Annotated in this window: 22 protein-coding genes and 1 pseudogene; 11 read left to right on the top strand and 12 right to left on the bottom strand. The window is 40.5% G+C overall.

Annotated features, from left to right (window positions below; genetic code table 11):
* Positions 1 to 30: 30 nt before the first annotated feature.
* The 3 genes from MTP09_RS00845 to MTP09_RS00855 are packed head-to-tail and all read right to left on the bottom strand — an operon-like array spanning position 31 to position 2,440.
* Positions 31 to 537, bottom strand: a complete 507-nt coding sequence (locus MTP09_RS00845) for a rod shape-determining protein MreD (protein WP_243549762.1) — start codon at positions 535 to 537, stop codon at positions 31 to 33.
* Positions 534 to 1,385 carry a rod shape-determining protein MreC gene (gene mreC, locus MTP09_RS00850; protein WP_243549764.1) on the bottom strand — a complete coding sequence of 284 codons (852 nt, stop codon included), beginning with the start codon at positions 1,383 to 1,385 and terminating at the stop codon, positions 534 to 536. The genes MTP09_RS00845 and mreC overlap by 4 nt, the downstream gene beginning before the upstream one ends.
* A 29-nt stretch (positions 1,386 to 1,414) precedes the next feature.
* The gene (locus MTP09_RS00855; protein ID WP_243549766.1) at positions 1,415 to 2,440 is read right to left on the bottom strand and encodes a rod shape-determining protein; all 1,026 of its coding nucleotides are present in this window, start codon (positions 2,438 to 2,440) and stop codon (positions 1,415 to 1,417) included.
* 206 nt (positions 2,441 to 2,646) lie between these two features.
* Between MTP09_RS00855 and MTP09_RS00860 the strand changes: the two genes are divergently transcribed.
* The 7 genes from MTP09_RS00860 (at position 2,647) to hemE (ending at position 7,433) form a co-directional block, all read left to right on the top strand.
* Positions 2,647 to 2,856 (top strand): hypothetical protein, encoded by a 210-nt coding sequence (locus MTP09_RS00860; RefSeq protein ID WP_243549768.1) that lies wholly within the window; start codon positions 2,647 to 2,649, stop codon positions 2,854 to 2,856.
* Positions 2,816 to 2,935, top strand: coding sequence for a T9SS type A sorting domain-containing protein (locus MTP09_RS14480; RefSeq protein ID WP_396022229.1), 120 nt, complete (start codon positions 2,816 to 2,818; stop codon positions 2,933 to 2,935). Before MTP09_RS00860 ends, MTP09_RS14480 begins: the two co-directional genes overlap by 41 nt.
* 37 nt (positions 2,936 to 2,972) lie before the next feature.
* Positions 2,973 to 3,347: a hypothetical protein gene (locus MTP09_RS00865; protein WP_243549770.1), complete on the top strand. Its 375-nt coding sequence runs from the start codon at positions 2,973 to 2,975 to the stop codon at positions 3,345 to 3,347.
* A gap of 158 nt (positions 3,348 to 3,505) precedes the next feature.
* The gene (hemA, locus tag MTP09_RS00870) at positions 3,506 to 4,780 is read left to right on the top strand and encodes a glutamyl-tRNA reductase (RefSeq protein ID WP_243549771.1); all 1,275 of its coding nucleotides are present in this window, start codon (positions 3,506 to 3,508) and stop codon (positions 4,778 to 4,780) included.
* Positions 4,767 to 5,678: a hydroxymethylbilane synthase gene (hemC, locus tag MTP09_RS00875; protein ID WP_243549773.1), complete on the top strand. Its 912-nt coding sequence runs from the start codon at positions 4,767 to 4,769 to the stop codon at positions 5,676 to 5,678. The genes hemA and hemC overlap by 14 nt, the downstream gene beginning before the upstream one ends.
* Before the next feature lie 25 nt (positions 5,679 to 5,703).
* Positions 5,704 to 6,387, top strand: a complete 684-nt coding sequence (locus MTP09_RS00880; protein ID WP_243549775.1) for a uroporphyrinogen-III synthase — start codon at positions 5,704 to 5,706, stop codon at positions 6,385 to 6,387.
* A 17-nt stretch (positions 6,388 to 6,404) separates the two neighbouring features.
* A complete protein-coding gene (gene hemE, locus MTP09_RS00885) occupies positions 6,405 to 7,433 on the top strand; it encodes a uroporphyrinogen decarboxylase (protein WP_243549777.1) in 1,029 nt (342 codons plus the stop codon).
* A 174-nt stretch (positions 7,434 to 7,607) separates the two neighbouring features.
* Here the strand turns inward: hemE and MTP09_RS00890 are convergent, their stop codons facing one another.
* Positions 7,608 to 9,149, bottom strand: a complete 1,542-nt coding sequence (locus MTP09_RS00890; RefSeq protein ID WP_243549779.1) for a glycine--tRNA ligase — start codon at positions 9,147 to 9,149, stop codon at positions 7,608 to 7,610.
* A gap of 393 nt (positions 9,150 to 9,542) precedes the next feature.
* Between MTP09_RS00890 and MTP09_RS00895 the strand changes: the two genes are divergently transcribed.
* Positions 9,543 to 10,550, top strand: a complete 1,008-nt coding sequence (locus MTP09_RS00895) for a quinone-dependent dihydroorotate dehydrogenase (RefSeq protein WP_243549781.1) — start codon at positions 9,543 to 9,545, stop codon at positions 10,548 to 10,550.
* Positions 10,551 to 10,635: 85 nt separating this feature from the next.
* Here the strand turns inward: MTP09_RS00895 and MTP09_RS00900 are convergent, their stop codons facing one another.
* Positions 10,636 to 10,989 (bottom strand): four helix bundle protein, encoded by a 354-nt coding sequence (locus tag MTP09_RS00900; RefSeq protein ID WP_243549783.1) that lies wholly within the window; start codon positions 10,987 to 10,989, stop codon positions 10,636 to 10,638.
* Positions 10,990 to 11,097: 108 nt separating this feature from the next.
* Positions 11,098 to 12,342 (bottom strand): DUF445 domain-containing protein, encoded by a 1,245-nt coding sequence (locus MTP09_RS00905; RefSeq protein ID WP_243549785.1) that lies wholly within the window; start codon positions 12,340 to 12,342, stop codon positions 11,098 to 11,100.
* Between the two features lie 161 nt (positions 12,343 to 12,503).
* Between MTP09_RS00905 and msrB the strand changes: the two genes are divergently transcribed.
* A complete protein-coding gene (gene msrB / locus MTP09_RS00910; RefSeq protein WP_396022231.1) occupies positions 12,504 to 12,953 on the top strand; it encodes a peptide-methionine (R)-S-oxide reductase MsrB in 450 nt (149 codons plus the stop codon).
* A gap of 99 nt (positions 12,954 to 13,052) precedes the next feature.
* Here the strand turns inward: msrB and MTP09_RS00915 are convergent, their stop codons facing one another.
* The 3 genes from MTP09_RS00915 to MTP09_RS00925 all read right to left on the bottom strand — a co-directional run bounded on the left by MTP09_RS00915 (position 13,053) and on the right by MTP09_RS00925 (position 16,707).
* Positions 13,053 to 13,589, bottom strand: coding sequence for a hypothetical protein (locus MTP09_RS00915; RefSeq protein WP_243549789.1), 537 nt, complete (start codon positions 13,587 to 13,589; stop codon positions 13,053 to 13,055).
* Between the two features lie 11 nt (positions 13,590 to 13,600).
* Positions 13,601 to 16,267 (bottom strand): TonB-dependent receptor domain-containing protein, encoded by a 2,667-nt coding sequence (locus MTP09_RS00920; protein ID WP_243549791.1) that lies wholly within the window; start codon positions 16,265 to 16,267, stop codon positions 13,601 to 13,603.
* A gap of 68 nt (positions 16,268 to 16,335) precedes the next feature.
* A complete protein-coding gene (locus MTP09_RS00925; RefSeq protein WP_243549793.1) occupies positions 16,336 to 16,707 on the bottom strand; it encodes a hypothetical protein in 372 nt (123 codons plus the stop codon).
* Between the two features lie 143 nt (positions 16,708 to 16,850).
* On the opposite strand from MTP09_RS00925, the gene MTP09_RS00930 reads away from it, so the two are divergent.
* Positions 16,851 to 17,618, top strand: a complete 768-nt coding sequence (locus MTP09_RS00930) for a murein L,D-transpeptidase catalytic domain family protein (RefSeq protein ID WP_243549794.1) — start codon at positions 16,851 to 16,853, stop codon at positions 17,616 to 17,618.
* A gap of 4 nt (positions 17,619 to 17,622) precedes the next feature.
* Here MTP09_RS00930 and fumC (MTP09_RS00935) read toward each other — a convergent pair whose 3' ends face one another.
* Both fumC (MTP09_RS00935) and fumC (MTP09_RS00940) read right to left on the bottom strand, forming a co-directional pair.
* On the bottom strand, positions 17,623 to 19,005 hold the full coding sequence (gene fumC, locus MTP09_RS00935; RefSeq protein WP_243549796.1) for a class II fumarate hydratase: 1,383 nt from the start codon (positions 19,003 to 19,005) through the stop codon (positions 17,623 to 17,625).
* A 366-nt stretch (positions 19,006 to 19,371) separates the two neighbouring features.
* Positions 19,372 to 19,559 (bottom strand): annotated as a pseudogene (gene fumC / locus MTP09_RS00940) (class II fumarate hydratase); the annotation flags it as partial.
* A 135-nt stretch (positions 19,560 to 19,694) separates the two neighbouring features.
* Here fumC (MTP09_RS00940) and MTP09_RS00945 point away from each other — a divergent pair.
* Positions 19,695 to 20,021, top strand: a complete 327-nt coding sequence (locus MTP09_RS00945; protein WP_243549798.1) for a DUF6150 family protein — start codon at positions 19,695 to 19,697, stop codon at positions 20,019 to 20,021.
* A 195-nt stretch (positions 20,022 to 20,216) separates the two neighbouring features.
* Here the strand turns inward: MTP09_RS00945 and MTP09_RS00950 are convergent, their stop codons facing one another.
* Positions 20,217 to 21,371, bottom strand: coding sequence for an ATP-binding protein (locus MTP09_RS00950; RefSeq protein WP_243549800.1), 1,155 nt, complete (start codon positions 21,369 to 21,371; stop codon positions 20,217 to 20,219).
* Positions 21,372 to 21,382 lie beyond the last annotated feature (11 nt).

Genomic DNA, 21,382 nt, shown 5'->3' on the forward strand with positions numbered 1-21,382 from the left:
GTCATTAACGTAAAACAATCTGGCTGATTTTCAGATTCTTTGCTTGATTCTGAATGCTAAAGCGTACATCAGGATAAATATAAACGAAATCGCGCTTGTTGCCAAAACATTAATAAAGATTTCAAAGAATCGGCTGAATTTGAAGAACTCGATGTACTGCACCAGCAGCTGGTGAAAGAATATACTCGAGCCGATAAATAGCAGAAACTGGGTCCACTGCAAACTTTGAAACGAAAAGAAATCCGTGGAAGTATCCGTAGATGTTCTGAAAATTACCGTTCGGAAGTATGCGATCGCTGTCGTTGCAAAAGCGTTGATTCCCCATGTGTAAAGGAATGCGTCGATTCCCAAACCAAGCAGAAAACTCAATGCCAGAAACTGAAACTTATTCCTGAAAAACGGATAAAACATTACAAATACAGGATAAAGAACAGGAGTGAATTTGCCGAAAAGCGTAATTCTGTTCAGCACAAAAATCTGCAGCGCGATAAGCAGCACGATCATAATGATGTCGGTAAAAAGTGTTCTGCTTATCATTTTTCTCTCTTTATCGTTGCTTGTAAGGTGTCTTGAATTCTTTCTACTTCAGCTTTTTTCAGATTCTTCACGACATATACTTTGTTCAGTGTTCCCATTTTTTCGCTGAGTTCAACTGAAATATCCCAGAAACCAGTTTTACTGTCCACTTGGTAACCGGCAACTTTTCCGATCATCACTCCTCTTGGGAAAATCGCTGATTTTCCGTCGGTTACGACCGTGTCTCCAACCTGAAGCGGAACATATTTCGGCACATCCGATAAGTGCATTGTTCTGGAATCGTCGCCTCGCCAAGTCAGTGTTCCAAAATAGCCCGACTTTTTCAGTGCGGCATTAATTTTAATTTTATCCAAACTCAGGATCGACTGCACCAAAGAATAGGAATCCGTCGTATTAATCACGATTCCCGCGATTCCGTTTGGCGCCATCACTCCCATTTTTGGGAATACTCCGTCGCGTCTTCCGCGGTTGATAGTGAAGTAGTTGTCTTTTCGGTTGATGCTGTTGAAAACAATTTCGCCATCCACGAAAGTGTAGATTTGCCCACCACCGATCGTGTCGTGTACTTTTCTAAATTCTGGGATTTCTGTGGTACCTTTTCCGTACACCTGCTCCATCAGAACTTTATTCTGGGCAACAAGCTGGTCATTGATCTGCTTGAGTTTTAGGTAAGAAGCACCTTCGTCGATGTACCCAGAAACCCACGAGTTAAAGGCGGCGCTTTGTGCGGCAATCCACGACTGCTGCATTGAGTTTCTGCTGAAAATCAATACCAAAGCTATGAGCTGCAGAAATATAAAGAAGACGAATAAACCGTTCTTCGAAAATAATCTCAGCAAAAATCCCATCAGAAAATGTCGTAAAAGTGTTGTTTAAATTATTTGATCAGGAAGTTGAATTTGTCCATGTTTTTCAAGGCGATCCCTGTTCCGCGAACTACCGCTCTTAATGGATCTTCTGCAACGAAAACTGGGAGTCCTGTTTTTTTGTGGAGTCGGTCGGCAAGTCCGCGAAGTAGCGCGCCTCCTCCTGCAAGGTAAATTCCTGTCTTGTAAATATCTGCTGCCAATTCCGGCGGAGTCAGAGAAAGTGTTTCCATCACCGCATCTTCAATTCTGATGATGGATTTATCCAGAGCTCGTGCAATTTCTTTGTAGTTCACCATAATTTCTTTTGGCTTACCGGTGATCAGGTCACGTCCCTGAACTGGGATGTCTTCAATCTCCACATCCAACTCTTCGATTGCGGAACCCACTTCGATTTTTACTCTTTCTGCGGTTCTCTCACCGATGTATAGGTTGTGGTGCGTTCTCAAATAATAAGCGATGTCGCTCGTGAAAACGTCGCCCGCAATTTTTACGGATTTGTCGCACACGATTCCTCCCAAAGCGACTACGGCGATTTCTGTCGTTCCACCGCCTATGTCGATAATCATATTTCCTTCGGGTTTCTGCACGTCGATTCCAACACCGATTGCAGCCGCCATTGGTTCATAAATCAGTCGAACTTCTTTTGCATTTACTTTCTGGGCAGAATCTCTAACCGCGCGTTTTTCAACTTCGGTAATTCCCGATGGAATACAGATTACGATTTTTAAAGTAGGTTGGAAAAGTTTTCCTTTGATGCCCGGAATTTGTTTGATGAATTCCTTGATCATGTGTTCAGACGCATGGAAATCAGCGATAACACCGTCTTTCAAAGGTCTGATTGTTTTGATGTCTTCGTGGGTTTTCCCCTGCATATGTTTGGCTTTCTCTCCAACTGCGATTGGTTTTCCTGAAGATCTTTCGATTGCCACGATCGATGGTTGGTCGATCACAATTTTGTTATTATGTATAATTAGCGTGTTTGCTGTTCCCAAGTCAATCGCAATATCCTGCGTGAACATATCAAATAACCCCATTTTTTTGCTGATTTTTTTAAAGTGTACAAAGATATAAATTTAGAACCGTTCCCGAAATTTACCCTCCAACAAATTCCGTTAAATTTTTATTAAAGTTCCAGCTTATTGAAAAAACACCAATGATTAACAATTTGTTATTAAATGTCGAAAAAACTTTGCAAATCAACATAATATTTTTAAATTTACAATCAACTAAATAAAATATTATGAAAACAAAATTACAAATTAGTCTGATTGCCACTTTTACTTTGTGGCTTTGCTTCTACGCACAAGCACAAACTCCTGCAAAAGCCATTATTGCAGATCCGCCGCAAGTTAATAGATCATATTGTTCTACAGAAGCGTATATGACGCCTGCCAATATTGTAATTATGAATGACACGACTGGAGAAGATAACAACACAAAATTTAAATAATGGTAATTACATCATAAAGATTAACGTTGATGGTGAAATAATAAGTAAACGAATTATAATTAACAATAAAAATTATTGATATGAGAGTTTTTAGATTTATCGTTATAATAATGCTTATGGCTAGTTTTGTCATTAGCTGTACTAGAGCTTCGGAAGAAACGAAAGCTCCAGATCCCGACCTGTTAACTGGCGTTTATTCTTTAAGGGAATTTTCGCCTGGATTTGGACCGACAGAATCATTTAATCCAAATGATGTGATATGGACCTTTACAATAGAAAAAACATTGAAGGTACAGATTAACAATCCTGTTCCAAGCAACTCGCAAATTCCTTATACCACAAATACAACCACAACTTATGATTTATCGGGAAATACGGTAAAAATTAAGGAAGTTGTTTATCAAATTAAAAAGGAAGGTCTCAAAGTAACTTTGGATGCAGGTTTGGTTTCCGACGGAAAGCGGATTATTTTTGACAAGATTGAAATATGATCTTCTCGAAAACTTTACTAAAACGCGATATCTCAATATGGCGTTTTTTGTTGTAAGAATGGTTGTTAAATATCATTAATCACCCGAATTCACTGACAATCCTCATATTTCTGAAACTTCGCCAATTCATTTAAAAACCTTAAATTTGCGGTTGCTTTATGAATACGGACAAAAACATCCACAAAACCGCCAATTTCGCCGTTCTCAGCATCAGTTACGAAAAAGCCGATGCCGAAACCAGGGGGAAATTTGCATTTTTTGACGGGAATGTGAAAAAGTTTGTCAACGAGATTCATAACCAAAATCTTGGCGACGCGTTCGTGGTTTCTACCTGCAACCGAACCGAGATTTACACCACCACTCCCAATTATCTGCTGATTGCCGAACTTTACTGTAAAACCATCGGCGTCGGATTGACTGAATTTATGCAGTACGCGAACATCCTGAAACACGAGGATGCACTGAACCATCTCTTCCGCGTTTCTGCAGGTTTGGAAAGCCAGATTATCGGCGACTTCGAAATTATTGGGCAGATCAAAAATGCTTACCACCGTTTCAAAAAAGAGAAAAAAAACTCTAACCCTTTTCTCGAAAGAGCCATCAATTCGGCGATTCAGATCTCTAAAAGAATTAAAAACGAGACGGGAATTTCCAACGGAGCAGCTTCGGTTTCTTATGCGGCGGTTCACTACATCCTAAAAAACCAGCAGCAGATTTCCGACAAAAACATCCTCCTTCTCGGAGTGGGTGAAATTGGTCAGAACACTGTGGAAAATCTGGTAAAGCACGTTTACAAACCAAAAGTAAAGGTTGCCAACAGAAGCCAAGACAAAGCAGAAAAAATCGCTGAGAAATATAAAATTCCCCACATCGAGTTTGAAAACCTGCACGACGAACTGAAGCAGACCGATATCCTGATCGTGGCAACTGGAGCGCAGCATCCCATCATTAACCAAACCCATTTCCCGAACGGGAAGGAAACTTTGGTGATCGATCTTTCGATTCCGAATAATGTGGAGAAAAACATTACCGAAAACGAAAACGTAAAATTGGTCGATGTGGATGAACTCTCGCTTCACATCAGCGAAACGATGATTCAGCGGCAGAAGGAAATTCCGAAAGCGGAAGAGATTATCAAAGAAATGACGAAAGATTTCCTGGAGTGGGAAAAGAAAAGAAAATTGGCACCCAACATTCACCATTTCAAGGCAGTGCTGAAAAATATGGAGCGCAACGAAATGCACAATATCCACAAAAAGCACCGCTATATCGATGTGAACGATATGGAACTTTCTGATAAAATGATTCAGAAAATAACCAACCGTTTCGCAAAGTACATCATCGATAATCCGTGGAAAGCCGAGGAAATCAGTAAGTTAATGCACGAAATTTTGGTGGAACAACCTAATAATGAGTTCAATGAGAAACGTTAGAATCGGTACCAGAAATTCGCCGCTCGCACTTTGGCAGGCGCGTGAAGTTGCAAGAAATCTCCAGAACCGAAACATCACCACAGAAATTACGCCGATCGTTTCAACGGGAGATAAGAATCTCTCGCAACCACTTTATTCATTGGGGATTACTGGAGTTTTCACCAAAGATTTAGACATTGCTTTACTTAATAATGAAGTGGACATTGCAGTTCATTCCTTGAAAGATATTCCGACCCAACTTCCGCAAAATATTGAAATTTTTGCCGTATTGAAAAGAGATTTTCCGCAAGATGTTTTGGTAAGGAAACCCGATTCACAAACGCTGGAACTGAAAGATCTGAAAATTGCCACAAGTTCTCTGCGAAGAAGAGCATTCTGGTCAAAAGAATTTCCCAATACGGAATTTTCTGACATCCGTGGAAATGTTCAGACGCGACTGAAAAAGCTGGAAGAGCAGGATTTCGATGCCACACTTTTTTCTTTAGCAGCGATTGAAAGAATGGGTTTAAATATTGATTATGAGCAACTTCCGATGATGATTTCGGCTCCCGCTCAAGGAGTTGTCGCAATCAACGGAAGAAGTGATGATGAAAAAATGAAGGAGCTGTTTAAGGACATTAACCACAAACCAACCCAAATCTGTATCGAGATTGAAAGGGAATTTCTCGCAACTTTGGAAGGTGGCTGTACCGCTCCAATTGGTGCTTTTGCGGAAATCAACGAAAAGAATGAGATCCGATTCCGCGGAAGATTATGCTCGCTCGACGGAAGAAACTGTATCGAAACCGACGAAATTTTCGTTTATAAAGAAGGTGAAAACTATGGCAGAAAGTTCGCCGAAGAAATCATCAGAAATGGTGGTGGCGAACTGATGGAACAAATAAAGAAACAACTGTAAACGCGCTCAATCGCGGCTAAAAATAATGAAGATTCTTTTCACAAAAAAAGTCAGCAAACTGATGATTTCCAAAAAATTAGGGAGTCATTTTTCTTATGACTTTGTGGATGTGATCAAAATCAATCCGCTGAAAGTGAAACCTTTTGACTTAATGGATTACTCACTGATTTTTACCAGTGTGAATGCGGTTCAGGCGTTTTTCGAAAATGGCTTTAAACCCAACGAAAATTTCGTTGACAGAAATTACAATAAGATTTACGCGGTTGGTTTGCAGACCAAAAAGGAACTTCGCAAAAACGGATTCGGAACTTTCAAGGTGGCGAAACACGCGAAAGAACTTTCGGAATTCATCATTAAAAATAACAGTAAGGAAAAATTCCTGCACTTCTGCGGAAACCTTGCACTGAATGTGCTGAACAAAGCTTTGCCGCTGCAAAACATCACCTACCGGAAAATTCCCGTATACGAAACACAACTGCTTTACCCACAGATTTCAGGGGATTACGACGCGGTTTGTTTTTTCAGTCCGAGCGGAGTACGGAGTTTTACAAAATACAATTCACTGGAAAACTACACTATTTTTTCCATCGGCGAAACGACCGAAAGCGAAATACGAAAATTTACCCAAAAAAATATAATCACCAGTACCGAAAGTAACCTGGATGATTTGCTCAGTTTGATTGCCGCACAAAACGATGGCAACAGCTGAAAGTAAAAATGAAAATTATGATTAAGAACGACCTGTATTTAAAGGCATTGAGAGGAGAAACCGTAGAACGACCACCAGTTTGGATGATGAGACAGGCAGGAAGATATTTGCCTGAATTCATGGCACTTCGCGATAAATACGATTTCTTCACGCGCTGTCAAACTCCAGAATTAGCTGCAGAAATTACGGTACAGCCAATTCGAAGATTTCCTTTGGATGCGGCGATTCTGTTTTCCGATATTTTGGTGGTTCCGCAAGCGATGGGAATCGACTTCAAAATGGTGGAATCGGTTGGACCGTGGCTCGAAACGCCGATCCGCACGATGGAGCAGGTGCAGCAAATTGAAGTTCCCAATGTGGAAGATACTTTGAGTTACGTTTTCGATGCGATCGAACTTACTTTACTGAAACTCGACAACGAAATTCCTCTGATCGGTTTCGCGGGTTCACCGTGGACAATCCTTTGCTACTGCGTGGAAGGGAAAGGTTCGAAGGCATTCGATATCGCGAAATCTTTCTGTTTCCGAAATCCTGAAGCGGCACATTTATTATTGCAGAAAATTACCGACACCACGATTGCCTATTTGAAAAGAAAAGTGGAAAAGGGAGTTTCTGCGGTGCAGGTTTTCGATTCTTGGGGCGGAATGCTTTCTCCTGAAGATTACCAGGAATTCTCGTGGAAATACATCAACCAGATTGTTGAGGCGCTTAGTCCATTAACTCACGTCGTGGTTTTCGGGAAAGGATGTTGGTTCGCCTTGGAGGAAATGACTTTGTCGAAAGTTTCCGCATTAGGTGTTGACTGGACGATCCGCCCGGAATTTGCACGCGTTCTAACGAATCACACGATGACTTTGCAGGGGAATTTTGATCCCGCAAGATTAAATTCCACTCCTGAAACCATCAAAAAAATGGTGAACGAAATGATCGAAAGATTTGGTAAAGACCGTTATATCGCGAATCTTGGTCACGGAATTTTGCCGAACATTCCTCTGGAAAATGCCGAAGCTTTCATCCGCGCCGTTGTGGACTGGAAACCGAATTAACATACTTACGATAAGAAAAAAGTTTCGGACAAAATCCGAAACTTTTTTTATTCTTACAATGAAACGCCTTTTAGAAGCGCTATTTTTCTGAAGAAAATTTTCCGCCCTTTAGGGATGGGGTAAAGAAAATTTTCGATTCCGAAACTTTTTTTATGCCTTAATTTCAATGTATTTCTAAATCTTCGCCAACAGATTTCTGAAATTCGTTTTCTCGTCGATAATTCTGCGCAGCTCCGAAACAGGTACTCTTTCCTGCTGCATCGTGTCGCGGTCTCTCAAAGTTACCGTGTTGTCGGTGAGTGAATCGTGGTCAACCGTGATGCAGAAAGGAGTTCCGATCGCATCCTGTCTTCGGTAGCGTTTTCCGATGCTGTCTTTATCTTCGTAAATAATGTTGAAATCGTATTTAAGCTGGTTGAAGATTTTCTCGCCAAATTCGCCGAGTCCGTCTTTCTTCATCAATGGAAGAATCGCCGCTTTCACAGGAGCCAATGCGTGTGGAAGCGAAAGTACCGTTCTCTCTGATCCGTCTTCCAAAACCTCGTCTTTCAGGCAATTCGAGAAAATCGCGAGGAACAATCTGTCTAAACCAACGGAAGTTTCCACCACATACGGAGTGTAGTTCTCATTTCTTTCGTTATCGAAATACTGAAGTTTTCTACCTGAATATTTTTCGTGCGCCGCCAAATCGAAATCGGTTCTGGAGTGGATTCCTTCCAATTCTTTAAAACCGAACGGAAATTTGAACTCGATATCTGCAGCTGCGTTTGCGTAATGCGCCAATTTTTCGTGATCGTGGAATTTATAGTTTTCTGAACCTAATCCTAAAGCCAAATGCCAGTTCAGACGCTTATGTTTCCATTCCTCATAGAAACCGAGCTCCGTTCCGGGCGGAACAAAAAACTGCATTTCCATCTGTTCGAATTCGCGCATTCTGAAGATGAACTGTCGCGCAACAATCTCATTTCTAAATGCTTTCCCAATCTGAGCGATTCCAAATGGAAGCTTATGGCGTGAAGTTTTCTGAACATTTAAGAAATTCACAAAAATTCCCTGCGCAGTTTCCGGACGAAGGAAAAGATCCGTCGCATTTTCGGAAGCCGCACCGAGTTTGGTTCCGAACATTAAATTAAATTGACGAACATCGGTCCAGTTTTTCGAACCGGTATCCGGATCGGCGATTTCAAGTTCTTCGATCAATGCCTTTACATCTGCCAAATCGTTGTTTTCCAATGATTTTGCCATTCTTTTCAGGATCACCGACTGCTTTTCGCGGTATTCCAAAACTCTCGGATTGGTCGATTCAAACTGTTGCTTATCGAACGCATCACCAAATCTTTTCTCCGCTTTCTCGATTTCTTTCTGGGCTTTGTCTTCCAGTTTCGCACAGTAATCTTCCAGCAAAACATCAGCACGGAAACGTTTTTTAGAGTCCTTGTTGTCGATCAGCGGATCATTGAACGCGTCAACGTGGCCGGAAGCTTTCCAAATTGTAGGGTGCATAAAAATCGCAGAATCGATTCCCACAATATTGTCGTTCAGCTGTACCATTGCTTTCCACCAGTACTGCTTGATGTTGTTTTTCAGCTCGGCTCCGTTTTGCCCGTAATCGTAAACCGCCGAAAGTCCGTCATAAATCTCGGAGCTCGGGAAAATAAAACCATACTCTTTCGCATGCGAAATCACCTTTTTGAAAACATCTTCCTGCTTTGCCATTGTATTTTTTGAATTTGTGCAAAAATAGGGAATTTTAGGGGAACTTTCTTCATTTTTAGGAGCTTGAAAGTTTTCGCTTCTCCGAAAACTCAGTCCGGCTTTCCGCTGTATCTTTTGCGGTGGTTGAGTGCAGCGAAAACCACCGCAAAAGGATGCCGCTTCAATCCGGGCTACAAGTTCAGGCAGTTTGTCTTTCCACATCTTTGAAAATTTTTCAAGTGATTTGATACATGTCTTTTGTAAATATTAATAGGAGCGAGCTTTAGCCCGCTTACATATGAACACGACAATTGGCTTTAGCCAAAATATACATTTTCATCATTCAATAAATCCAAATTTCGAATTATTATTCAGTCAGGTAAAAACATTAAATTTGCAAAACCCCATTTTCCAATGTACCAATCCCTAATCCGCCCCTTACTTTTCAAACTCGATCCAGAAAAAGCCCACTATCTTACTTTTTTCTTTCTAAAGAATTTTGGTTGGCTTTCAAAAACTTTTCTCCCAAAACCGATTGAAGATCAAAGGTTGGAACGGGAAGTTTTCGGACTGAAATTTAAAAATCCAGTTGGTCTCGCTGCAGGTCTGGATAAAAATGCTGTGGCGTTCCAGGAATTTGCCGACCTCGGTTTTGGCTTTGTCGAAATCGGGACTTTAACACCGAAACCGCAACCGGGAAACGACAAAAAACGCCTGTTCCGACTCATCGAAGATTCGGCGATTATCAACAGAATGGGTTTTAATAATGAAGGAGTCGATACCGCAGTTGAAAGGTTAAGGAAAAACAAAGGCGTTCTCATCGGCGGAAATATCGGTAAAAATAAAGTGACTCCCAATGAAGACGCGGTTAATGATTATAAAATCTGCTTCGAGAAACTTTTTGATTATGTGGACTATTTCGTGGTGAATGTCTCGTCGCCAAACACGCCGAATCTGCGCGAACTTCAGGACAAAGAACCTTTAACGAGACTTTTAGGTGAACTCCAGAAAATGAATTTGGAAAAACCAAAACAAAAACCCATCCTTCTGAAAATCGCACCCGACTTAACCAACAATCAGCTGCTCGACATCATCGAAATTGTGAAGGATACCAAAATTGCAGGTGTAATCGCAACAAACACCACACTTTCACGTGAAGGTTTGAAATCTGAAAACCAAAAAGAAACAGGCGGACTCTCAGGAAAACCTTTGACCAAGCGCTCCACGGAAGTCATCCGTTTTCTCTCCGAAAAAAGCGGAAAAGCATTCCCTATTATCGGCGTCGGGGGAATTCACACTGCAGAAGATGCCCTGGAAAAACTGGAAGCTGGAGCAAGTCTGGTTCAGTTGTACACGGGATTTATTTATGAAGGACCGAAGTTGATTAGGAAAATCAATCAAAAACTTTTAGAAAAGGTTTAAAGATCGATGACCGAAGTCGGAAGACCGAAGAAAGCGAATAGTTTAAAAGTGATTTTCTTTTTAGTTATGAGAGGGGTGAATTAAATTATTTTAAACTGTTCCGCAACGCAACGATTTGATTCATCAATTGAAAAGCCGTGTCATAGTGGGAATCAAAAACTTCATCCGTAATATGTTTTCTGAATTTCGCTTTGTATAGGCAAGTTACAACCTCCGATATGGAACGTATTGCATATCCAAGAAATCTTCTGAATTCTGCATTGCTTTGTCCGACATAACCTTCAGAAATATTGAGAGCAATACTGTCAACAGCTCGTCTGATCTGGGAGGAAAGGTTATTTTTTTCGTGTTCGGGGAAACTTAGCGAAGTGTAATAGATTTTCTCCCCATACTCCAACGAAATCTGCCAAACTCTTAGTTTTTTAAATTTGAAACTCATGATATTATGTTTTTTTTGGTTATTAATTCTCAATCTTTCTCATCTTCGGACCTCGGTCCTCCGACTTCGGACTTTCTTCCGACCCCAAACTTTCTTCCGTCTTCGGACTTATATGAAGAAATTCGCCACCGTATAAATTACCAGTCCAACCAGACCGCCCACTAAAGTTCCGTTCACGCGGATAAACTGCAAATCTTTTCCGACTTCCAGTTCGAGTTTTCGCGAAAGTTCTTTTCCTTGCCAGTTTCCAACCGTCGAGCTGATTAAATCACCGAATTGGTGGGTGTTTTTTAAAATGTATTTATACGCCGTAACGCGGATCCAGTGATCGATTTTATATTGAAATTTTTCATCGGTTTGCAGATTTACTGAAAGTTCCGCTAGATTTTTCTTAAGGTAGTTTTTCAATGCAGATTGTTCTTCCTCCAGTTCTTTCGACAATGATTTTTTAATGGAATTCCAAATGTCCTTAGAATATTGGTTGAGTTTTTCCTCTTTCAGAAAATCGTTCTTAATGCCTCGAAATTCCTCCTCCCATTTCTCCTCCTGCTGAACTTCCTGTGAAAATGAATACAGTTTTTTCGTAATTTCACTTCGCAGTGAGTGGTTTGGATCATTCTCAACCTCGTCAAAATATCGGGAAAGTCCAGAAGTGATTTTCTCTGCAATCGCGTCGTCCACAAATTTGGGAACCAGGAAATAACTTTCCTTTTTTACCCGTTCTTTTACCATTTCCTGATTTTTTAGAACATATTCTTTAATCTGTTTTGAAAGATTGGTAATTAGTCGTTGATGATCATTTTTATCTAAAACATATTCGATCCCGTTTCCTACGATTTGATTGATTTTCAGGTCATCCGACATTTCTTTTGCTTTTTTGCCGATGAAGTTTACAACCGCAGAATCGTCGAGTTTATTTAGAATATCGAGAACAATATTCGAAAGTTCATTAACTAGATTTTCCTGATTCCGCTCTTTAGAAAGCCATTCTCCCACAAAACCCGAAACTTTAAGCTTCTGGATATACGGACGGATATTTTGAGGGGAAAGAAAATTGGAGACCACGAAATTTCCCAGGTTGTCGCCGATTTTTTCCTTGCTGTTTTCAATAAGGTTTGTGTGCGGAATTTTCAGTCCGAGCGGATGGTGAAATAGTGCGGTTACCGCAAACCAGTCCGCCAAAGCACCGACCATCGCCGCTTCTGAAAAGGCGCGGATGTATCCGATCCAGTGCGAATCATCAGATTTCTGCAAAATCGTCGTTACAATAAAAACCAGCGCCATCAGAACAAAAAGTCCCGTTGCGAACATTTTGTATTTCCTGAGCTGGATGCGTTTCTGTTCGTCGTTCATTGAAACAAAATTAGTAAATTTGGTTCGAAACAAGGGAGCGAGCAAAGCTCTTCATTCTCTTGCGGTGACCTTCATCATTAATGCGATTTCTTTTCTTAATATTGACATTCACATTTCTGCAAACTTGTTCGCAGACCCATCAACCTGTAAAATCATCAATAATGGAAAATTCCACTACAAAAAACAATCCATACTTCTCCAGAACCGACCGAACCAAACTGACGATACCCAATGAGGAATGGAAAAAAATCCTCGATCCCGAACTTTACGCCGTAGCGAGAGAAGCTGCCACAGAACGACCGCATACTGGAAAATTTAATGTTTTCGATGAGCGTGGCGAATATTACTGCGCGGTTTGCGGTAACCATCTTTTCCGTTCCGATGCCAAATTTGCTTCAACTTGCGGATGGCCAAGTTTTTTCGAGGCCGATAAAGAAGGTGTCATCTACAAACGCGATACTTCCTACGGAATGGAAAGGATTGAAGTGTTGTGTAAACGCTGCAACTCGCATTTGGGACACGTTTTCAACGACGGACCAAAACCGACTGGAGTTCGTTTCTGTATGAATTCGGTGAGTTTGGATTTTGTGGGTGATTCGAAGGAAAAATAAAACCACAATGTCACAAAGGAAATTTGAATAATCTTTGTGACTTTGTGGTTAAAAAGTATACCACGAAGAATTCTATAACTAACTCTTTATCGTTTAAACCTAAGTCAAAGGTGCTCCAACCTGGATGTCGCAACGGTGATGCGGCTCTCCGTGTGGCGGATTGAACGCAGGTTTCGGACCAATGTTCTGTGCAGGAGCGGTCGCCGCTGGTTGTGGTGCTGCAGGAATCGGATTCGTGTTGAAGTTTTGATTCACTGCGGGCTGGTTCATTACTTGCGGAGCGGGAGCTGCAGCTTTTGGCGCGCTGTCAATCGGTGCACCTACTTCAATATCACAACGGTGAAAAGGTTCTCCGTGTGGTGGATTAAACTTTGGTTTCTTTCCAGGTTCGGTAGCTGTTTGCGCCAATTGCGGATTTTCTGATGCAGGCACAACTTTTCCCACTTTAAATTCCTGTGGAATAGGTGTAGCGGTGGTTGGTGTGTTCTCAGCTGCCGCTGCAACAGTGGCAGAATCGGTTGCTGCAGGAGTTACAGCTGTCGTTTCCTCTGTATTCTGCGTTTCTGTGGATTGCGCTTTTTTGTCACACGACCATAAAAGCGCCGCGGCAAAAATTAATAACGATACTTTTTTCATATTTTCATTCTTTAAAAATTCACATCCAGTCCAAGATATACATTTGCAGGCATAATCGGTGCGTAAACCATTCCGCCGTCGAAATAATTTCCGAAAGGATTTTTGGCGTCCATAATCGGATTTTTCTGGGTATAACTTGTCAGGTTTTCTCCACCCAAATATACACGAATATTTTTATTAAAAGTTCGGGCAATTTGAGCGTTTAATGTTGCGTAAGAATCTGAATATTGCGGCAAACGAAACTCTTCTGGATTTGATGAGGTATCGGGAATCCGCTGTTTTCCTACGAGGTTCAAAGTGGTATCGAAATTCCAGAATCCTCCTTTTTCATTCTTATCGGTGGAATAACTCAAATTCGCAAACCCTCTGTTTTTAGCCATAAATGGAACTTCCTTTTTTCCAGATAAATATTCGGCCTGCACATCGTAATATTTGTAGGCGAGCCGAACATCAAAATTCTTGGCCACTGAGAAATCCCACTGGGTTTGAAAAGAGTTGGCATAAGAACTCCCGTCGAGATTATAAAATAGAAGTTGGTGTGGCGAAGCATCCAAATCCACCAAAACCTGATCCTTGAAATCAGTACGGAAAAAGTCTGCAACAATTGTGGAATTTCTATTAAATATCTTGAATTCCTGCTGTACGCTTGCTCCGTAATTCCACGCGATTTCGGGTTTCAAACCGTAGATGTTTCCGCCATTTGGAATAATTTGAATCTGTCGGTTTGACGCGAAATAATGTTGGTTTTCTGCAAAAACATTCGCGGTTCTGAAACCTTTCCCTGCAGAAATCCTCAAGATTGTTTGTGGCGTAATGTCGTATTTAAAGTTAAGCCGCGGTGTAAACTGTGTTCCCGCCAAATTATGGAAATCGGTTCTCGCACCTGCAACCAAAGTGTATTTCAGTCCGGTAAATGTATATTCGAAGAACAGTCCGGGAACGGTTTCTGTTCTTTTAAAGTTTTGGATCAGGTAATTTTCATCAAAACGGTCGTAAAGAAAACTTGCACCAGCTTTGTATTTGTGGTTGGTGTTTCCGAAAATACTTTCAAAAATCAAGTTGGAATAAAATGTGTTCTGCTTCCCGTCGTAATTTCGGTTTCCGAAGAAACTGTCCTGTTGATGGTAGGTAAACTGATTCATCCATCCGATGCTTTGGTAAGGTTTTCCCTTAAAAATATAGCCGGTTTTGTTCCACACCTGAAAACGCGAAATGTCGATTCCAACGCCGTAAAGATTTTGCTGCGATTGCGGAATTTTTCGGTCGAAACCTTTTTGTCCCGCAGTTCTTTCATCTCTCAGAAAATTGATTCCGAAATGCGAACCTAATCCACTGTGATCCAAGTCGGAATAATTTAGAAGATAGGCGGCATTGATTTGATTTCCAACCGGTTGATCCAGAAATCCGTCGTTATTGTGATCGGCTTTGTAGAAAGTTCCGTTGCCGTGGAGCAAAATACTTTGGTTCCAGTGATCCGCCAGTTTTTGAGTGGAAGTGATATTTGCCTCCGTCCTTAAATTAGCGTCAACGAAAAGGTTCAGCGACGATTCATTATTCTCATTATACTTTAAAAGTTCAGTATTGATTTGTCCCGTAATGCTTTCGTAACCGTTGGTCACGGTGCTTCCACCTTTTGTTAGCTGGATTCCGCCGATCCATCTTCCGGGAATAAAATTCAGTCCGTATGCAGAAGCAAGTCCGCGGATTTCGGGTAAAAGTTCCTTTGTCAACGCAGTATATTTCTGATCCAAACCGAGCATTTTCAGCTGTTTGGTTCCGGTCACCGCATTGCTGAACGAAACATCGACGGTCGCATTGGTTTCAAAACTTTCGGAGAGGTTACAGCAAGCCGCCTTCAATAATTCTTTTGAATTGATATTGAAGGTGAGGTCTGCACTTTTTTTGTTCAGAGCCGTTGCTTCCTGAATTTTAGTAAGCCGCACTTCTTCGATCGATTTGTCGTAATGTTCCGAAAAAGTCGAGAAATCTTTCTTTGGTTTTGCCGGCTCGTCATGGTGAACCAAATCGCTCTTCACTCCGAATGGCAGAACACGGTCGTACAGACAACATCCGGGAAGGTTTTTGTAAACGTCATCCGATGTGGTAAATAGCTCATTGTCGTGACCAACGTCGGCAATTTTTTTGAGGATGGCTTCAGCGGAAGTTTTTGCTGGATCGAAATCAAGCGTCACTTTTTGGGTTTCTGCATCCCAGTTTGCTGAAGTTGCTCCTGCGTCTTTTGCAGCTTTCTCGATTCGCGTTTTACATGAACCGCAATTTCCGCGAACAAAAAACTCTTTGTCTGCTTTCGTCGGGGTTTCAGTTTTTGTGGTTTTCAAAAAAGAAGGTTCTCTTTCATAATGGCAACATCCCGGAAGTTTTTCATAAACTGAGTCGGGTGCGGTATAAAGTTCGTTGTCGTGACCAACTGCGGCAATCTCCTTTAGGATTTTATCGGTGCTTGTTTTAATAGGGTCAAATTCGATTTGGAGTTTTTGCGTTTCAGCGCTCCATTCTGCGGATTTTGCACCGTTTTTCTTGGCGGTGGTTTCAATGCGTTCCTTGCACATTCCGCAGTCTCCTTTTACAAGAACTGTCGATTTAGTGAGGGTTTGTGCAAATAAAAATTGAGTGGTTAAGAGTGAAAATGCAAATAGCACTTTCAGTAAAGTTTTCATATTGTGAAAATATTTTAATTTAAAAATCGGTTGCCAAAAGAACATTCTTCTGGCTATAAATCAATAAATTAAGCTATTTTCGGCGGTTGCCAAATATTATGGAAATCTGATGAAAAGAAAGAAATTCCGTAACCGAAATTAAGTTGAATTGCACTGAAAGTTTTTTCCGCGCTTTCATAAATTTCGGGTGAAATGTAATTAAAGACAAAATGCATCGAACACGAATGGCAGTTTGCACAGTCGTTTCCGCAATTGTTTTTAGCTGGGTCTTTGGAATTTTCGTCGTGGCACTGCTCCTTTTTGTTTTTATTGCAGCAGTCGTCTTTCTGGGATTTCTGTTCGCAGCACATTTCTGTTTGCTGTGCAAAAAGCATCTGCTTGGGAAGAATAAAGATCCCCAAACTCAAGACAAGCAAAAATATTTTCAGTGTTTTGAACATTCCGGCAAATTTACGGAATAATTTTTATTAATGGTTTTCGGCGTTAAACTTTCTTAAAAGCGAGTTAAATATTTTTAATTCAACCTTTTGATATTTAATAATTTATAATTTTGCCGGGTCAAATTTGTTTAACATAATATCGAATGAAGAAAGTCCTCATATCCTTAATAACCACAATATTTTTTGCCACTTCTTTTTACAGATACGAAGTGCACGAAACGCCAAAAGTTACTTTAACTTCAAAACCTGAAAAATTACTCAACACAACCAGCTCAGCTATCAATTCAGTTTCTGCCACGTCAGATGAAATCTATTCGGGAATTGATTTTTCGGAATTCAATAAACTCAATCCCGAAGTTTTTGAAAAGGCCTATCTCGGTTTTACCAATCTAAAGAAAACAGGAGAACTTGATGAAAATTCCCATCTTCTAACGATCTGCGATTTCTCACTTTCATCGACCAAGAAGCGACTTTGGGTCATTGACCTTAACGAAAAAAAGGTGGTTTTCAATTCCCTTGTTGCCCACGGAAAAAACACGGGTGAGGAATTCGCCCAAAAATTTTCCAATCGGGAAAGTTCGTACCAAAGCAGTTTGGGATTCTACATTACCGATGTGACGTATAACGGCGAAAACGGCTTCTCCCTGAAGCTTTTAGGAAAAGACAGAGGTTATAACGATGCTGCTTTGCAGCGCGCAATCGTGATGCACGGCGCCGATTATGTGAGCGACGATTTCATCAAGCAGCAAAACCGAATCGGCAGAAGTTGGGGTTGTCCCGCAGTTCCGAGAGATTTGGCAGAACCGATTATCAACACCATCAAAGGAAAAAACGTGCTGTTCATTTATTATCCCGACAGCAAATATCTTTCGTCTTCAGAATGGCTGAAAGGTAGTGAAACTGAACTTTAGAAATTCAGACCATCTTCTCAGGTCTCACCCATTCGTCAAACTGCTCCGCGGTAACCAATCCCAAATTGATGGCTTCTTCCTTTAAAGTCGTTCCGTTTTTGTGGGCGGTTTTTGCAATTTTTGCGGCATTTTCATAACCGATGTGCGTGTTGAGAGCGGTTACCAGCATCAGCGATTTTTCGACTAATTCTTTAATTCTTGGTTCATTGGCTTCAATTCCAATTGCGCAGTGTTCGTTGAAAGAATTGCACGCATCGCCCAAAAGTTGCGCGGATTGCAGAAAATTAAATGCCATCACCGGTTTGAAGACATTCAGTTCATAATTTCCCTGAGTTCCGGCGAAAGAAATCGTGGTGTCGTTTCCTAAAACCTGTGCGCAAACCATCGTTAATGCTTCATTCTGTGTGGGATTTACTTTTCCGGGCATAATCGAAGAGCCGGGTTCATTTTCAGGAATAAAGATTTCGCCAATTCCTGAACGCGGACCGGAAGCGAGCATTCGGATATCCTGCGCAATTTTATATAAAGAAACCGCAAGTTGTTTCAGAGCACCATGGGTTTCTACAATCGCATCATGTGCAGCGAGTGCCTCAAATTTATTTTCTGCGGTGATGAACGGATGTCCCGTAAATTGTGTGATGTAATCGGCGACTTTTTCGCTGTAACCTCTTGGGGTGTTCAGTCCGGTTCCGACTGCAGTTCCCCCTAAAGCAAGCTCTGAAAGATGTGGTAAAGTGTTCTTAATCGCCTTCAACGAAAAATTTAGTTGAGCAACATAGCCAGAAAATTCCTGACCCAAAGTTAAAGGTGTCGCATCCATTAAATGCGTTCTTCCAATCTTCACTACTTTTTCAAATTCTCCAGATTTTTTCTCTAAAGTATCACGTAATTTTTCAACGGCAGGAATTGTGTGTTCCACCACTTTCTTGTAAGCCGCAATGTGCATCGCGGTCGGAAATGTGTCGTTTGAACTTTGGGATTTATTCACATCGTCGTTGGGATGAACTTCAGATAGTTCTCCTAAAACTCCACCGTTATTAACGTGAGCTTTGTTGGAAATCACTTCATTCACATTCATATTGCTCTGCGTTCCGCTTCCGGTTTGCCAAATCACCAACGGAAACTGATCATCGAGTTTTCCTTCCAAAATTTCGTCACACACTTTCGCAATCATGTCTCTTTTTGCAGTCGGCAAAACGCCCAAATCTGCATTGGTAAAAGCGGCGGCTTTTTTTAAAACAGCAAATGCTTCAATGATTTCGTGTGGCATTGAACTTTCGGGACCGATTTTAAAATTGTTTCTGGAGCGTTCGGTTTGTGCTCCCCAAAATTTATCGGCGGGTACGCTCACTTCTCCCATCGTATCGTGTTCTTTTCTGTATTTCATAATGAAAAATATTTTACTATAAAGTTAAGGTAAAGTAATGATACCCGAAATCGAAAGCGATTTCTGTTGTCAATTAGAATAATAGATTTTGGACAACTTTGGACAAAAATATTTGGAAAAAATAAGGTAACTTTGTAAAAACAAATAAAACCAGAGAACCTATGAGAATTTTTTTTAACGAATGTGGAAAGGCATTTTAAAAAGTCTTTTCGCCGATAAGAGTATTATATAGTTTAACAGTTTATTAAAAGCAGAGAATTTTTCTGCTTTTTTACTTTATCGAGTGTTTCGAAGACAGAATGAGTTTTAGGGCTTGAAGTTCTAACAACGAGTGCAATCATTTTCAATTTACATAAAAGATTTCTTCACAACGCCCAAATCTGCATTGGTAAAGCAATGGCTTCTTTAAAACGGCAAATATTTCGATGATTTCCTTCGGCATATTCCCCAATTCTGAAATTGTTTCTTGAACGTTCGGTTTGTGCACCCCAAAACTGATCTGCAGGAACCTGCACTTCTCCCATGGTGTCGTGTTCTATATGGTATTCTGTCATGACTTTAAATTTAATTTTCAGAAAGTTAATGAAAACATTTTATACCATGTTCTAAATTCGATTGCAAATATCAATGACAATCAATGATATTCTAATTTTTTGTAGTTTAGAAGTACAATCTAAAAACTAATAATCATGTTAAAAATCTTCATTTTTCTTGTTTTTTCAAGTTTTTTGTATTCCCAAAAACTCTACTCCGTCAATTACTCCAATCAGGCGGATCTGAAAGTGTATGTAGTAAAATACGAAAACCAGGCAGATTTAAAAGTCTATAAAGTCAACTACGAAAATCAGGCAAGAGGAAATGACGGGAAATGGTTTTTTGTAAAATACGAGAATCAAGCCGACAAGAAAATCTATTTTGTGGATTATGAAAACCAAGCCGATTTAAAGATTTACTTTGTGAGATATGAAAATCAGGCAGGTTGGCGAAATAAGAGTAAAATGGCATTAATGTATTAACAGTTTTTTTTACCTACCAATCTTAGGATTCCAAATCCTTGAAGGATTATTTTCATCGAAAAATTTTACATCTACATAAAAGTAATTTTTAATCTACATAAATTATTTCTTCAATCTACATAGAATTTATTTTCAATCTGCATAGTTGAAACTTTCGTGCGATTTTTTTTGTTAATGAAGTTTTGGGGTCTTATTTCAAGAAAAATCCTTCCATCCCTTTATTTCAATATCTTTTACTTTGTACGATTTGTCACCTCCGTAAATCAACAGTTTCCGGTCGATTTGTTCGGGATAGATCTTGGCGAAGTAATGAAGTCCTTTCAGCAGCTTTTCACTGATGGTTTTGGTCGATTTTATTTCGGCGAGATCAAAACTGCCGTTTCCTTCCATAATCAGATCGATTTCGTTGCCGTTGCTGTCGCGCCAATACCAGAAATTTTTCATTTCGTAGCGGTGAGCATTCAGTTTGTGGAGTTCTGCAACCGCATAATTTTCATAGATATTTCCGAACAGGCGGTTTTGGGTAAGTTTTTCTGCACTGTTGATGTTCAGCAGATAGCAGAGCAGACCGGTATCGCAGAAGTACAGTTTCGGACTTTTGATTATTCGCTTGTTAAAATTCTCGAAATAAGGTTCCAACCGGAAAACAATAAAACTCGCCTCCAGAATCGACAGCCACGATTTGGCGGTAGGCGCAGAAATTCCACAGTCTTTTGCCAAATCCGAAATGTTCAGAATCTGTCCGGTTCTCGCAGCACAAAGCCGAAGAAACCTTCGGAAATTCGTTAAGTCATGAATGTTCAGCAATTGGCTTAAATCCCTTTGGATATAGGTTTCAATATAGTTTTTGTAGTAGGACGATGAAGGAATTTTACGGTCAAAAATGGCCGGATAAAAACCGTGCGGAATCAGCTCCTCAAAATTTTCAGGGAGTAATTCTGCATTAGAAAGTTCCTCAATATCAAAAGGAAACAATTGAAACATGGCGACTCTTCCTGCCAAACTTTGGGTAATATTTTCAAGTAAATGAAAATTCTGCGAACCGGACAGAATGTATTGCCCCATTATTTGGTCTTCGTCCACTTTTGTTTGCAGAAAAGAAAAGAGTTTCGGAACCCGCTGAACCTCATCAAAAATTACTTTACCAGAATATTTTTCTATAAAAGAATTGGGATCGGTTTCCGCAATGGTTCTAATGTCGGGATTTTCAAGATTCACATATTCAAAGTCTGGAAAACTGTTTTTAATCATCGTCGTTTTCCCCGATTGCCTCGGTCCGTTAATGGCAATAATCGGATAGAGTTTCAGGTATTGGTTGATGATTTTTACAAGCTGTCTTGAAACCGACATAATACTTTGTT

It is taken from the genome of Chryseobacterium suipulveris (genome assembly GCF_022811685.1).
Taxonomy (GTDB): Bacteria; Bacteroidota; Bacteroidia; order Flavobacteriales; family Weeksellaceae; genus Kaistella; species Kaistella suipulveris.

Bases quoted from the DNA above. Each gene is read 5' to 3' on its own strand.
- MTP09_RS00845 (WP_243549762.1), bottom strand. From the start codon at position 537: ATGATAAGCAGAACACTTTTTACCGACATCATTATGATCGTGCTGCTT.
- mreC (WP_243549764.1), bottom strand. From the start codon at position 1,385: ATGGGATTTTTGCTGAGATTATTTTCGAAGAACGGTTTATTCGTCTTC.
- MTP09_RS00855 (WP_243549766.1), bottom strand. From the start codon at position 2,440: ATGGGGTTATTTGATATGTTCACGCAGGATATTGCGATTGACTTGGGA.
- MTP09_RS00860 (WP_243549768.1), top strand. From the start codon at position 2,647: ATGAAAACAAAATTACAAATTAGTCTGATTGCCACTTTTACTTTGTGG.
- MTP09_RS14480 (WP_396022229.1), top strand. From the start codon at position 2,816: ATGACACGACTGGAGAAGATAACAACACAAAATTTAAATAATGGTAAT.
- MTP09_RS00865 (WP_243549770.1), top strand. From the start codon at position 2,973: ATGGCTAGTTTTGTCATTAGCTGTACTAGAGCTTCGGAAGAAACGAAA.
- hemA (WP_243549771.1), top strand. From the start codon at position 3,506: ATGAATACGGACAAAAACATCCACAAAACCGCCAATTTCGCCGTTCTC.
- hemC (WP_243549773.1), top strand. From the start codon at position 4,767: ATGAGAAACGTTAGAATCGGTACCAGAAATTCGCCGCTCGCACTTTGG.
- MTP09_RS00880 (WP_243549775.1), top strand. From the start codon at position 5,704: ATGAAGATTCTTTTCACAAAAAAAGTCAGCAAACTGATGATTTCCAAA.
- hemE (WP_243549777.1), top strand. From the start codon at position 6,405: ATGATTAAGAACGACCTGTATTTAAAGGCATTGAGAGGAGAAACCGTA.
- MTP09_RS00890 (WP_243549779.1), bottom strand. From the start codon at position 9,149: ATGGCAAAGCAGGAAGATGTTTTCAAAAAGGTGATTTCGCATGCGAAA.
- MTP09_RS00895 (WP_243549781.1), top strand. From the start codon at position 9,543: ATGTACCAATCCCTAATCCGCCCCTTACTTTTCAAACTCGATCCAGAA.
- MTP09_RS00900 (WP_243549783.1), bottom strand. From the start codon at position 10,989: ATGAGTTTCAAATTTAAAAAACTAAGAGTTTGGCAGATTTCGTTGGAG.
- MTP09_RS00905 (WP_243549785.1), bottom strand. From the start codon at position 12,342: ATGAACGACGAACAGAAACGCATCCAGCTCAGGAAATACAAAATGTTC.
- msrB (WP_396022231.1), top strand. From the start codon at position 12,504: ATGGAAAATTCCACTACAAAAAACAATCCATACTTCTCCAGAACCGAC.
- MTP09_RS00915 (WP_243549789.1), bottom strand. From the start codon at position 13,589: ATGAAAAAAGTATCGTTATTAATTTTTGCCGCGGCGCTTTTATGGTCG.
- MTP09_RS00920 (WP_243549791.1), bottom strand. From the start codon at position 16,267: ATGAAAACTTTACTGAAAGTGCTATTTGCATTTTCACTCTTAACCACT.
- MTP09_RS00925 (WP_243549793.1), bottom strand. From the start codon at position 16,707: ATGTTCAAAACACTGAAAATATTTTTGCTTGTCTTGAGTTTGGGGATC.
- MTP09_RS00930 (WP_243549794.1), top strand. From the start codon at position 16,851: ATGAAGAAAGTCCTCATATCCTTAATAACCACAATATTTTTTGCCACT.
- fumC (WP_243549796.1), bottom strand. From the start codon at position 19,005: ATGAAATACAGAAAAGAACACGATACGATGGGAGAAGTGAGCGTACCC.
- MTP09_RS00945 (WP_243549798.1), top strand. From the start codon at position 19,695: ATGTTAAAAATCTTCATTTTTCTTGTTTTTTCAAGTTTTTTGTATTCC.
- MTP09_RS00950 (WP_243549800.1), bottom strand. From the start codon at position 21,371: ATGTCGGTTTCAAGACAGCTTGTAAAAATCATCAACCAATACCTGAAA.